At 69.8% G+C, this 12,492-nt stretch carries 13 protein-coding genes; 1 reads left to right on the top strand and 12 read right to left on the bottom strand.

The features are described 5' to 3' along the window. Positions 1-34: 34 nt before the first annotated feature. The 12 genes from FHX82_RS34730 to FHX82_RS34675 form a co-directional block, all read right to left on the bottom strand. A complete protein-coding gene (locus tag FHX82_RS34730; RefSeq protein WP_145934775.1) occupies positions 35-799 on the bottom strand; it encodes an SDR family NAD(P)-dependent oxidoreductase in 765 nt (254 codons plus the stop codon). A 194-nt stretch (positions 800-993) separates the two neighbouring features. Next, a complete protein-coding gene (locus FHX82_RS34725) occupies positions 994-1,923 on the bottom strand; it encodes a zinc-binding dehydrogenase (RefSeq protein WP_145934776.1) in 930 nt (309 codons plus the stop codon). A gap of 147 nt (positions 1,924-2,070) precedes the next feature. Further along, complete coding sequence (locus tag FHX82_RS34720; protein WP_145934777.1) at positions 2,071-2,271, bottom strand: hypothetical protein; 201 nt, start codon at positions 2,269-2,271, stop codon at positions 2,071-2,073. 323 nt (positions 2,272-2,594) lie between these two features. After that, the gene (locus FHX82_RS34715) at positions 2,595-3,734 is read right to left on the bottom strand and encodes an amidohydrolase family protein (protein ID WP_145934778.1); all 1,140 of its coding nucleotides are present in this window, start codon (positions 3,732-3,734) and stop codon (positions 2,595-2,597) included. 71 nt (positions 3,735-3,805) lie between these two features. Further along, on the bottom strand, positions 3,806-4,294 hold the full coding sequence (locus FHX82_RS34710) for a PaaI family thioesterase (RefSeq protein ID WP_145934779.1): 489 nt from the start codon (positions 4,292-4,294) through the stop codon (positions 3,806-3,808). Between the two features lie 18 nt (positions 4,295-4,312). Continuing rightward, positions 4,313-5,089 carry a crotonase/enoyl-CoA hydratase family protein gene (locus FHX82_RS34705; protein ID WP_145934780.1) on the bottom strand — a complete coding sequence of 259 codons (777 nt, stop codon included), beginning with the start codon at positions 5,087-5,089 and terminating at the stop codon, positions 4,313-4,315. An 8-nt stretch (positions 5,090-5,097) separates the two neighbouring features. Further along, on the bottom strand, positions 5,098-6,540 hold the full coding sequence (locus tag FHX82_RS34700) for an aldehyde dehydrogenase family protein (protein ID WP_145934781.1): 1,443 nt from the start codon (positions 6,538-6,540) through the stop codon (positions 5,098-5,100). Continuing rightward, positions 6,537-7,331, bottom strand: a complete 795-nt coding sequence (locus tag FHX82_RS34695) for an SDR family NAD(P)-dependent oxidoreductase (RefSeq protein WP_145934782.1) — start codon at positions 7,329-7,331, stop codon at positions 6,537-6,539. Before FHX82_RS34695 ends, FHX82_RS34700 begins: the two co-directional genes overlap by 4 nt. Continuing rightward, complete coding sequence (locus FHX82_RS34690; protein ID WP_183177019.1) at positions 7,328-8,125, bottom strand: SDR family NAD(P)-dependent oxidoreductase; 798 nt, start codon at positions 8,123-8,125, stop codon at positions 7,328-7,330. Before FHX82_RS34690 ends, FHX82_RS34695 begins: the two co-directional genes overlap by 4 nt. Further along, complete coding sequence (locus FHX82_RS34685) at positions 8,122-9,123, bottom strand: acyl-CoA dehydrogenase family protein (protein ID WP_145934784.1); 1,002 nt, start codon at positions 9,121-9,123, stop codon at positions 8,122-8,124. Before FHX82_RS34685 ends, FHX82_RS34690 begins: the two co-directional genes overlap by 4 nt. Then, a complete protein-coding gene (locus FHX82_RS34680) occupies positions 9,120-10,283 on the bottom strand; it encodes an acyl-CoA dehydrogenase family protein (RefSeq protein WP_145934785.1) in 1,164 nt (387 codons plus the stop codon). Before FHX82_RS34680 ends, FHX82_RS34685 begins: the two co-directional genes overlap by 4 nt. 1 nt (position 10,284) lies before the next feature. Continuing rightward, positions 10,285-11,133, bottom strand: a complete 849-nt coding sequence (locus FHX82_RS34675) for an SDR family oxidoreductase (RefSeq protein ID WP_145934786.1) — start codon at positions 11,131-11,133, stop codon at positions 10,285-10,287. Between the two features lie 113 nt (positions 11,134-11,246). Here FHX82_RS34675 and FHX82_RS34670 point away from each other — a divergent pair, with 113 nt between their 5' ends. Continuing rightward, positions 11,247-12,026 (top strand): enoyl-CoA hydratase/isomerase family protein, encoded by a 780-nt coding sequence (locus tag FHX82_RS34670; protein ID WP_183177018.1) that lies wholly within the window; start codon positions 11,247-11,249, stop codon positions 12,024-12,026. Positions 12,027-12,492 lie beyond the last annotated feature (466 nt).

The following is a 12,492-nucleotide window of genomic DNA, read 5'->3' as shown; positions in this document are numbered from 1 at the left end:
GGAAAGAACGCGGCGGGAGCCGGGCGGGCACCGGTCACCAGGCCGCCGCGCCACCGTCGGTGGCGAGGGCGTGCCCGGTCGTGTAGGTCGACTCGTCACTGAGCAGGTAGACCACGGCGTGCGACACCTCGTCCGGAGTCGCCACCCGGTTGAGCGGCGTCATCGCCGCGAACGTCTCCCTGTCCTCGGGATGGCTCTCGTACCAGGCGGCGGCCATCGGCGTGAGCATGGAACCGGGGCACAACGCGTTGACCCGGATCCCGTCCTTGCCGTAGTCGATCGCGGCGTCCTTGGTCAGCCCCAGCACCGCGTGCTTGGAGCTGATGTAGGCCGACGAACCTCCGGCTCCGATAAGGCCTCCCACGCTGGAGACGTTGACGATCGAGCCGCCACCGGTGCCGAGCATCGCGGCGATCTCGTACTTGAGGCAGAGGAAGGTGCCGGTGAGGTTGAGCGCGACGACGCGCTCGAAGTCGGCGGGCTCGTAGTCGGCGAGCCGGACCCTCGGCGGGCCACTGATCCCGGCGTTGTTCACCGCGCCGTCCAGCTTCCCGAACGCCGCCACGACCTCGGCGGTCATCCGTTCCGCGTCGGCGGCCATGGACACATCCACCGTGATGGCGACGGTCTTGGCCCCAGTGGCGCCGGCGATGTCCCGGGCGGCGTTCGCAGCGCCCTCGCCGTCGATGTCGGCCACCGCGACAGCCGCACCCTCCTCGGCCACCCGGAACGCACAACTACGCCCGAGTCCCTGTGCGGCGCCGGTGACCACAATGGACTTTCCCGATAGCCGGTTCATCGTTCCTCATTTCTTACGACAAGTCGTCATCTATTGACCACTTGTTCAAGATTCGACGATGACGCTAATCACAGCGCCTCAAGGGTGTCAATGGTCACAACCCGGCGACAGCAGCAGGGACAAGCGAAAGCGCGGTGCACCCAGCAAGGTGCACCGCGCTTTCGCCTGCGCAGCAGGGGTTTTCGGACCGGGCTTCAGACTAGTGCGACGAGCCGGCCGGACACTTCGCCCCGGCGGAGCCGATCCATGCCCTCGCCGATCTCGTCGAACGAAATGGTGCCGAGCCCGCCGTCGAGCTTGCCCGCGGCGACCAGCCCGAGGTAGCCGGTGACGTCCTCGTGCGTGCCGGAGTTGGAGCCCAGGAGCTCGACCTCCTTCATCACCAGCGTGAGGACCGGTAGCTCACCGGTGGCACGGAAGACCCCGATCTGCACCACGCGGCCACCGGGCCGCACGGTTTCGATCGCGTCCTTCGTGGTGTCGGCTCCCGCGAAGTCGATGATCACGTCGAGACCGGCGTCCGCGAACTCGGTGATCGAGCGCGCGCATGCCGTGACGCCGACGGCCTTCGCCTTGTCCCACACCTCTTCCTTGAGCTCGGCCGCGTACACCTCGGCGCCCTTGAGCAACGCGATCCGCGCACCCACCATGCCCAGGCCGCCGAGCCCGACCACGCCGAGCTTGGTGCCCGCGCCGACGCCCGCCACGCGGACCGCCTTGTACGAGGTCATCCCCGCGTCCGTCGCGGCGGCCGCCTCGGCGAACGACACACCGTCCGGAATGGCCACGAGCTCGTCCGCCAGGCCGATCACCTTGCCGGCGAAACCGCCGTCGCGGCCCGAGCCCGCTCCGCCCATCACAGCGGGAATCACGACTCTGTCGCCCACGGTCCACTGGCTCACGCCGGAACCGACCTCGCTGATCACACCGGCGATCTCGTGGCCGATCGTCATCGGCACGTGGTCCAGCAGTCCTTCGAGCGCGCCTTCCATCGTCCCGACATCGGTGTGGCAGAGGCCGGCCGCTCTGACGTCGACCACGACCTCGCCCGTGCCCGCACGAGGCTCCGGAACTTCCCTGCACTCCAACGACTTTCCTACCGCCACGAACTGCCAAGCACGCATGTGCCTCCTTGCTCGAGACCGTGACGACCCTCCGCCGGCGGCGGTGTGACCGGCGATGACGTAGGTGCTCCTCGCACCCGGCGATCGCCTCCGGCCCTGGGCGAGACTTCTGCGGTAGGTCGCCTCGGTTTCACGATGGTTCAGAAATCACTCGGCCGAGTAGGACCGGCGGACCTCACGCAGCACGCTCAGCCGCTGCTCCAGCTCTTTCCGCCCGGTGCCGTCCGGCCCCAGCCCGGCGAGCTTCTCCTCCGCGAGCGAGATCTCCTCGTCGATCCGCTCACCCGCTTCGTCACGGGTCAACAGGTCCTGATCCGCCCAGTCGGCCAGATCTTTACGCTCCACCACGGGAGATCCCTTCTGTTCCCGGAAACCTTCAGTAGTTCCATGCCGCCCTGGAAACACCCCGCGGCGGTCTGCCAGTTCTTCGTGTCGACCGCGTGCGCGTACTTCTGCCACAAGCGGATGATCGCCACGTAGTCGGCCGTTTTCGGACATCCTGCTGCTTGCCTCCGCTACCGCAGGTCGCCCGCATCGCGCCCCATCCCGGCCGCCAGAAACCGCGGCGAAGGCCGCGCTGTCCGCGGACGGGTTGTAGTAGTAGTGAAAGATCGTGAGGTCCTTCTTCCCCGTCCGGTCGTTCATCCGTTCGGCGTAGTTCCGCTCCACGCTCAGTAGAAGTTGTAGAGCCGCCGCACGTTCAGCTCCACGATCTTGTGGGTGTCCTCGTCGGGGACGTTCTTGAACTGCTCCTCGGCCAGCTTGCGGCTGTTGGGCCAGTTCGAGTCCGAGTGCGGGTAGTCCGACTCCCACGTGATCAGGTCGACACCGATCGCGTCGCGGTTCTCCAGACCGAAGTCGTCCTCGATGAAGCAACCGTGGAAGTGCCTGCGGAACAAGTCCGACGGCAGCACGTCCTGGTTGATGTTCTGGTAGAAGCGGTGCTTCTTCCACGTCGCGTCGGCGCGCTCGAGGATGTACGGGATCCAGCCGATGCCGCCCTCCGACAGCCCGAACTTCAGCTTCGGGAACTTGTGCAGGGTGGGACTGAACAGCAGGTCTGCCGTAGCCGACATCGAGTTGGTCCCGAACAGCGTGATCATCGTGGCCATCGGCATTTCAGGCGCGGTGTTCGGCGCCGAACCCGAGCTTCCGAAGTGCACGACCAGCGGCGTGTCGGCCTCCTGCACGGCGGCGAAGAGGCGGTCCCAGTGGTTGGTGTGGAACGACGGGAGCCCGCGCGGGACCGGGTTCTCGGTGAAACAGATGGCCTTCGCGCCCTTCGCGACGGTCCGCTGCACCTCGGCGACCGACTTCTCGATGTCCCACAGCGGGAGAATGACCGCCGGGATGTAGCGGCTCGGGTCCGTGGCGCACCACTCGTCGAGCACGAAGTCGTTGTAGGCCTGGATGCAGGCCTCACGGAGACCGTCGTCACCGCGCCGCAGGAACATCGTCCCGGAGAAGCCGGGCAGCGACGGGAAGCACAGCTGGGCCCACACCCCGTCGAGGTCCATGTCCACCAGGCGGGCCTTCGGGTCGTAGCACCCGGGGATCATCTCGTCGAAGCGTACCGGGTCGACGCCCCAGTCCTCCGGTGCCTTGCCCGCCACGGCGTTCAGGCCCAGCGAGGGGTAGCGCTGGTTCGCGTAGTGCCACACCTGCTTGGGCTTACCCGAGGAGCTGGGTTCCTCCACGACGCGGGGACCCATCTCCTTGTACTTCTCCGGCAGCCGGTCCTGCCAGACCCGGGGATGCTCGATGAGGTGATCGTCCGTCGAGAGCATCTTCATGTGGGGCTGCAGCGGCATTTCGGCCCTCCCTTGTAACGAGTCGTATTCTCACTGTACATTACGTCATCGAATTCGCGGCAGTACACCGTTTATGCGGGCCGCTGCTGAGCGAGCCATTCCTGGTGACGCTGGAAATGCCGGTCGGTCACCGCGGTGAACACCGACTCCGCCGTCGCGAGCAGCGCGCCACTCGACGCCAGCCGCATCTCGCCGTCGATGAGCATGTCCCGGCCGAGGGTGCGCACGCGCCAGGCCCGCAGCACGATGGGCTGCTCGATGGGGATGGGCCTGCGGTAGTGCACCGTGAGCGATTTGGTGACCGCGACCGGTACGCCGGCGGGGCCGGTGGTGGCGGTGCCCAGCAGCTCGTCGAACACGACCGCGGCGTACCCGCCGTGGATCACACCCGGGCCGCCTTCGACGTCCTTGGCGAAGGTGATCCGGCCGCTCACCGAGCCGTCCTCCTCCAGCCAGCGCACCAGCCCGACGCGGCAGGCGCCCTGCGGCCTGCACCCCGAGCAGTACTGCCACTCCCGAGGCGCGGTCAGCTCTCCAGTATCCTCGACACCACTGTTCATACCCGGCCCTCCACCGCGTTACGAGTTCGTCCACACCGGGTCGCGACGCTCGGAGAAGGCCCGCAGACCCTCCGCCGCGTCCTTCGAGTCACGCACCTCGCGCGCGATCTCGTGGTTGAGCCGCCACGCGTCCCGCAGCGGGAGGTCGGCGGTCTCCTTGATGACCCGCTTCGAGCCGGCGACCGCGAGCGGCGCCTGGCGGGCGATCTTCGCGGCGAGCCCGGTCGCCTCGGTGAGCAGGTCGTCCGCCGGGACGACCGCGTTCACCAGGCCCAGTTCGTACGCCCGCCGGGCGCCGACCGGCTCCGCGGTCATCGCCATCTGCAGCGCCAGCGGAGCGGGGATCAGCCGGGCCAGCCGGAGCAGCCCGCCGCCACCGGCGAGCCTGCCGAGGCGGACCTCCGGCAGCCCGAACATCGCGTGCTCGGCGGCGACGACGAGATCGCACGCGAGCACGACCTCGAACCCGCCGCCCAGCGCGGTGCCGTTCACCGCGGCGATCAGCGGCTTCGGGAAGTCGCGCCGGGTGATCCCGGCGAATCCGCCGGAGATCTTCAGGTGCCCGTCGGAGCCTTCGCTCGCGGCGGCCCGCACGTCCATCCCGGCGCAGAAGGACTTGCCGCCCGCACCGGTCAGCACGACCGCGCGGACCGACGGGTCCTGCTCCAGCTCGTCGAAGTGGTCGTTGAGCGTCCGTGCCGTCTCGACGTCGACGGCGTTGCGGACCTCGGGCCGGTTGATCGTCAGCACCGTGATGTGGTCGCGCTCGGTGCGGAGGACCTTGTCTGTGCCCATCGGATGCCTCAGTTCCACGACAGGAGCTTGAGCTCGCAGAACTCGTCGATGCCCCACGGGCCGCCCTCCCGGCCGAGCCCGCTCTCCTTGTACCCGCCGATCGGCGCGGCCTGGTTGAAGACGCCGGTGTTCACGCCGACGTTGCCGGCCCGGATCCTGCGGGCGACCCCCATCGCACGGGCGCGCTTGCGCCCGTACACCACGCCGGCGAGGCCGAAGCGGGAGTCGTTGGCGATCGCGACGGCGTCGTCGTCGTCCTTGGCCTTGATGATGGTGACGACCGGGCCGAAGATCTCCTCCTGCGCGAGGTGGGCCTTGTTGTCGGCGAGCACGACGGTCGGCTGGAAGTAGTAGCCGCGGCCGAACCCGGGGTGGCGCGCACCGCCGACGACGACCTTCGCGCCGTCGTCATCCGCCGTCGCCAGGTGCGCCTCGACCCGTTCGCGCTGTGCGGCGCTGATCAGCGGGCCCACCTGGGTCTTGGGATCCGCGGGGTCGCCGACGACCGTCGCCTCCACCGCGGCCGAGACCTTGTCGACCACTTCGTCGTACCGCGACTCGGCGACGATGATGCGGGTGGTCGCGCCGCAGGACTGGCCCGCGTTGACCACGAAGCCACCCACGAGGGCGGGCACGATGCCGTCGATGTTCGCGTCGTCGAGAACGATGGCGGGCGACTTGCCGCCCAGCTCCAGCACGACACGCTTGAAGCTCGCCGCGCCGGCCCGCAGCACCGAGCGGCCGACCGGCACCGAGCCGGTGAACGACACGGCGTCCACGCCGTGGTGGGCGACGAGGCCCGCCCCGATGTGCGGCCCGTCACCGACGACGAGGTTGAGCACCCCCGGTGGCAGCTCGGCCTCTTCCGCGGCACGAGCCAGTTCGTACGAGATGAGCGGCGCGATCTCGTTCGGCTTGTAGACGACTGTGCAGCCCGCGGCGAGTGCGGCGCCGAGCTTCCACGTCGCGATGAGGAACGGGAAGTTGTAGGCGCACAAGCCGGCCACCACGCCCACCGGCTCGCGGACGACCACACCGGGGACGTTCGTGACGGGGACCGGGGGAACCGGCTCGTCGTCGCGGCGGCCGGCCATCTCCGCCAGGTAGCGCCAGTGCTCCAGTGGGCGCGCGAGCTGCAGGCCTCGGGTCAGCGACACCGGCGTGCCGACGTCGGTGACCAGCCGCTCCGTGATCTCATCGCGCCTGCGGCCGAGCGCGTCGGCCAGCCGGAACAGGGCGGCGCTGCGCTCGCGGGGCGCCATGCGCGGCCACGGGCCGTCGTCGAAAGCCTTGCGAGCGGCGGAAACCGCGGTGTCCATATCGGACTCGCTCGCACCGCCGACAGTACCGATCCGCTCCTCGGTCGCCGGATTCTCGACCGTGATGGCGCCACCCGTCGCCGGTACCCACCGGCCGTCGACGAACAGGTCGGGTTCTTCGTACACGCTCATCCCCGCTTTCCTTCGGATGTGGCTGATTGACGCGCCTTGCGCGGTCGTGGCCTGGGAACGGCGAGCGGGCCGCCGCCGTCGACGGCGATGACCTGTCCGTTGACCATGGCGGCCTCGTCCCGGGCGAGGAACGCCACGACGGCGGCGACCTCCTCCGGTTCGACCGTCCGGGGGTTGGACTGGGCCGACATGCTGTTCTGCAGGTGCTCACCCATCCCGGACGTCATGTCGGTGAGGACGATCCCGGGAGCCACGACGTTGACGGTGACTCCGTCGGGCGCGACCTCCTGGGCGAGCACCCGGGACAGCTGGTTCACCCCGGCCTTGCTCACGCCGTAGAGGGCCGAGCCCGGCATCGGGATCGCCCCCGCGGGTGAGCTGATGCTGATGACGCGGCCCCAGCCACTGGACGCCATGGCGGGAAGCAGCCGCGTGGTCATCGCGAAGACACCGGTGAGGTTCGTCGCGATGCTCGCGTCCCAGTCCTCGTCGGTGAAGCGGTGGCTCGCGCCCACCGCGCGGACGCCCGCGTTGTTCACGAGCACCTGTGGCGCCCCCAGCTCGGACTCCACGGCGGACACGCACTCGTCGACCGAGGCCGCGTCACCGACGTCGCAGCGGAGGGCGACGGCCCGCCCGCCTCCGCGGCGCAGCTCGTCGACCAGCTTGTCGGCCCGGCCCGGTTTCGAGGCGAACGTGACGGCCACCGCCAGCCCGTCCGCGGCCAGCGCGCGGGTGATCGCGCTCCCGATGCCGCCGGCCCCGCCGGTCACCAGTGCGACGCGGGTCATGGCGCGCTCCTTCCGCCCGTGCGGTCCTGTTTCTTCGGCAGCCGCGGCAGGAACGTCGGGCCGCCGCCGTCGATCGCAAGGACGTGCCCGTTGACCGCGGCCGCCTCGTCACTGACGAGAAACGCGAGCGCGGCCGCGATCTCGCCGGGCTCGATCGGGCGTTTCAGCGACTGCGCCTGCACGTTCAGGTCGAGGATCGCGTCGCCGTGCCTGGTCAGCATGTCGCTGGCCACGACACCGGGAGACAGGGCGTTGGAGGTCACGCCCTTGTTGGCGACCTCCAGCGCGACGACACGGGTGAACATGTTCAGCCCGGCCTTGCTCGCGCCGTAGGGGCCCGCCGCGAGGAACGGCGTCTGGCCCGCGGCGGAGCTGATGTTGACCACGCGGCCCCAGCCGGCCTCGAACATCGCGGGCAGGCACTCGCGGACCAGGAACGCCGGGCCGGTGAGGTTGACCTGGATCAGCCGCTCCCACTCGGCGGCCGTGTGCCGCACGACGGTCTTGCCGACGTTCACGCCCGCGTTGTTGACGACCACGGAAACCTGGCCGAGCCGCTCGCGGACCTCGGCAAGGCCACTGCGGATCGTGTCGCGGCCGGACAGGTCGAACGCCACCGGGATCGCGACGCCCCCGTCGGCGGCGATCTTCTCCGCCAGTGCGGCCGCCCGCTGCTCGCCCGAGGAGTACCCGATGGCCACGGGGTGGCCGGCGGCGGCCAGTGCCTGCGACAGCGCGCTCCCGATCCAGCCCGCTCCCCCGGTCACGAGTGCCGGACGGTTCTCCGCGCTCACGCCGTCCCCCCTGCCGCCAGCAGCGACTGGCCGATCCCGAGCGCGACTTGCGGGGCGGAGCCGAACGAGGTGCTCAGCGCGTGCGCGCGCTTGAGGTAGAGGTGCACGTCGGCCTCCCACGTGTAGCCGAGCGCGCCGAACACCTGGACCGCCGTGCGCGAGTTCGCGAGGAACCGCTTCGTGGCGACGAGCCACGCCATGTGGATCTCCTGCGCGGAGGACTCGAGCCCGTTCTCGGCCGCGTGCAAAGCGGCCCACAGCGCGGAGGACTCCGCGGCGTGCGCCGCGACCGACATCTCCGCGCACAGGTGCTTGACCGCTTGGAAACTGCCGAGGGGCCTGCCGAACTGCGTGCGTGCCTTGGCGTGCTCGACGGCGAGCCCGGTGACGGCGGCCGCTCCCCCGGCGGCGGCCGCCGCGGTCAGGCCCGCGCCCTCCAGCCGCAGTGCGCGGGCCAGCTCCGGGCCGCCCGCCCTTTCCGCGGTGCCGAGACCGGTGATCTCGGACAGCGTCCGCGTCGGGTCGAAACTCTTGCGCGGCTTGGCTTTCAGCTGCGCGGCGGGCGCGGCCACGACCTCGTCGCCTGCCACCACGAGAACCACGTCGGCCACGTCGAGGTCTTCGACCAGCAGCGGGCGTCCTTCGACGCGCACGGCACCCGCGACGACGAGCGTCCCATCCGCGGCGCCCGCGTACTTGTCCTCCCGCAAGTGGGTGGCCGCCAGGTGGGTCCACAGCAGCGGGCCCGTGACCAGCGCACGCCCGATCTCGAGGAACAGCAGACTCGCGTGCACCATCGACAGGCCCGCGCCACCGGCTTCCTCGGGCACTCGCAGGGAGAACCAGCCCTGATCGGCGGCCTGCTTCCAGAAGGCCTTCGACGGCCGCTCGCCGCCGTCGGCGAACTTGCGCAGCGTGCCACGGTCGAAGCGGTCGTCGCAGAACTCGCGGACGGACTGGGCGAGCTGCCGCTCCAGGTCGTCGTATTCCAGATTCACCGCTTGCCTCCCTCACGGGGCAGCCCGAGCACCCGCTCCCCGACGATGTTGCGCTGGATTTGCGAGGCACCGGCCGCGATCGACGACGACAACGTGCGCAGATACCGGGCCGTCCACTCCCCGGGCACCTCGTCGTAGGCGGTGACCTCGGCGCCCAGCACGTCCGTCACAAGGCGCCCGATCCGCTGGTCCAGTTCGGCGAAGAACAGCTTCAGCCGCGAGCCCTCGGACCCGGGGTCGGCGCCGGCCGCCAGTTTGGACAGCTCGCGGTAGACCATCGACCGCAACGACGAGACCTCCGCGGCGCATTCGCCCAGCTCCTGCCACGCGGACACGCCGGCGCCGTAGCGTTCCAGCAGTCGCGCGACCATCCGCACCCGTTGCCGCAGGCGCAGCTCCCGGTCGGCGAACGCGGTGGAACGCTCGAAGCCCAGGGTGGTCATCGCGACCTTCCAGCCCTCGCCGACCTGGCCGAGCACGTTGGCGAGCGGGACCCGCACGTCGTCGAAGAAGACTTCGTTGAATTCCGGGCACCCGTCGATCTGCACGATGTTGCGGATCGTGATGCCGGGGGTGTCCATGTCGACGACGAGGTAGGTCAGGCCGCGGTGACGATCCTCCTGCGCGCCGGTACGGACGATCAGCTCGCCGACGTCGGCCACGTGGGCGTTGCTGTTCCAGATCTTCGAGCCGTTGACCACCAGGTGGTCACCCTCGACGCGGGCCCGGCAGCGGATGCCCGCAAGGTCGGACCCCGCCTCGGGTTCGCTGAAGCCCTGGCACCACATCTGGTCGCCGCGCAGAATCGCCGGCAGCCACCGGCTCCGCTGCTCGGGCGTGCCGACCCGCATGATCGTCGGCCCCGCGTGGTAGAGACCCACGAAGTTGAGGCCCGGCTGCGGCGCGTCGAGCTCGGCGGTCACCTCGTGGTAGACCAGCTGCTCGATCAGCGTCGCGCCGAGACCGCCGAACTCCTTCGGCCACGAGACGCCGGCCCAGCCGGCCTTGTGCATGGCCTGCTGCCAGCGCTGGTCGAACTCGCGGCGCGCCGGCGAGTCGTTGAAGTCCGGACGGTCGGCGAAGTCGGGCAGGACGTCGCCGAGCCAGGCCCGCAGCCGGAGCTCGAAGTCCTTTTCCTTGTCGCTCGGTCGCAGTTCCACGTCAGCGCTTCTCCCGCTTGGGCATCCCGCGCTCCGCGATCTGCTGCGGCACCGTCTTGTATTCCGGCGTGAGGTGCCCGCGCCGCAGCCAGTTGGCGCCGTCCATCACGAGGGTGTGCCCGCTGACGTACGCGCCGTCCGGGCCGCAAAGGAACACCGCGGCGCGGCCCAGCTCCCACACCTCGCCGGCGCGGCCCAGCGGCACGACCTTCGCCGCGCGCGCGTACGCGTCCTCAATGGACTCCTCGGGGTGCATCTGCGCCTGCACGGTCGGGTTCGGGAAGACGCCCGGCGCCAGCCCGTTGACCCGGATGCCGTACGCGCCCCACTCGACCGCGAGGGTCTGGGTGAGGTTCGCGACCGCCGCCTTCGATGCCGCCGAGGCCGCGAGGCCCGGGCAGCCGCTGTAGATGTGGGTCGAGACCACGTTCAGGATCGCGCCCGGGTGCTGGGCCTCGATCCAGTGCCGCCCGGCGGCCCACGAGCACAGGAAGGTGCCGTTGACCACGATGTCGACGATGGTCCGCCAGCCGTTCGGTGTGTACTCCTCGGCCGGCAGCACGAAGTTGCCCGCGGCGTTGTTGACCAGGATGTCGAGCCGCCCGTGCTCCCGGACGGTCGTGTCGACCATCGCCTGCACCGCGTCCGCGTCGCGGACGTCGACCTGGTGGGCCGAAGCGGTTCCGCCCGCCTGCTCGATCGCGGACACGCCGTCCTTCAGATGTTCCAGGCCCCGTGACGCGACGACGACGTGTGCCCCTTCCTTGGCCAGTTCGACCGCGATACCGCGGCCCAGTCCCGTGCCGCCGCCGGTCACGATCGCGACCTGGCCCTTCAACGCGTCAGCCACTCAAGCTCCCACCGCCGCTGGACGATTACTCAATCACCGTACTCCATAGCCATCCACTCAACAATGCGTCTAGTATTTTCGACGAGACCCGGCCGGCGACGAGGAGAGTGCGCGTGTACGAGACGATCAAGCTGGAGAAGAAGGACCACATCGCCACCTTGACCCTGAACCGGCCGGAGCGGCTGAACGCCTTCACGCCGAAGATGCTGGACGAGGTCTCGCACGCCTGGCAGGACATCCGCTACGACGACGACGTCCACGTCGCGGTGCTGACCGGTGCGGGACGGGCGTTCTGCTCCGGGGTCGACCGCGCCCAGAGCATCACCGACACGCCCAACGTGTGGAACCGTGAGGACGCCGGCCGGCGCAAGCTCGGACCGAAGTCGAACAGCTGCTGGAAGCCCGTCGTGCTGGCGGTAAACGGACTCGCCGCCGGCGGGGCGTTCTACTTCCTCAACGAGGCCGACATCGTCATCTGCAGCGAGAACGCCACGTTCTTCGACCCGCACCTGACCTACCACCTCGCTTCCACCTGCGAGCCCATCGGCGCACTGGCCCGGATGCCCTACAGCGAGGTGATGCGCATGGTGCTGCTCGGCAACCACGAGCGCATCGGCCCGGACAGGGCGCTCGCACTCGGGCTGGTGTCCGACGTACTCGCCCAGGACGAGCTCATGGACGAGGCGCACTCGCTGGCCGGGAAGATCGCCGAGGCCTCGCCGCGGGCGGTCCAGGGCTCGGTCCGCGGCGTCTGGACGGCGTTGCACTCCGTGTGGGCGGGCGGGCTCGACCACGCGATCGTCTACCCCACGATCGGCAACGACCCCGACGCGGTGGCCGAAGGCGTCGCCAAGCTCAGGTCGGGCAAGCGGCTGGAGTACCGCGTCCGCTGACGCCGGTTCGTCGCCGCGACCGCGAAGCCGCGGCGACGACCGCCCGGTGCTGAACGACGACTCGTCCGAGACGAGGAACGACACGAGGTTCGCCACGTCCTCGGGGCGCCGCCCCAGCCGTTCCTGCGGGATCTGACACTCGAGGATCGTCCGCAGCCGCGGGCCGCCCTCGCTCATCGCGTACGCGCCGGACTTGGGGCCGGGGATCATCCCGGCGGGTCGACGCGGTGTTCCCCCCGGCGCCGAGCAACAGCCTCAGGCCGTGCCGCCGGACGAGGTACGCCCCACGCGTGTTGACCGCCATCACGCGATCGAAATCGTGGGTCGGATAGTCGTGCAGGTACGCGCGCCCGCCATCCGACAGCGGCCGCCGCTCAACCATTCCGTCATCCGCACATCCCTTTGCTCGCGTGGTGCATCCTCGCCTCCACAAGGGATCTCAGTATATACTGTGTCAGTAAACGAA

This window comes from Amycolatopsis bartoniae, assembly GCF_014191255.1.
In the GTDB taxonomy this organism is placed as follows: domain Bacteria; phylum Actinomycetota; class Actinomycetes; order Mycobacteriales; family Pseudonocardiaceae; genus Amycolatopsis_E; species Amycolatopsis_E bartoniae.
This window is presented reverse-complemented; position numbering and strand designations above follow the sequence as displayed.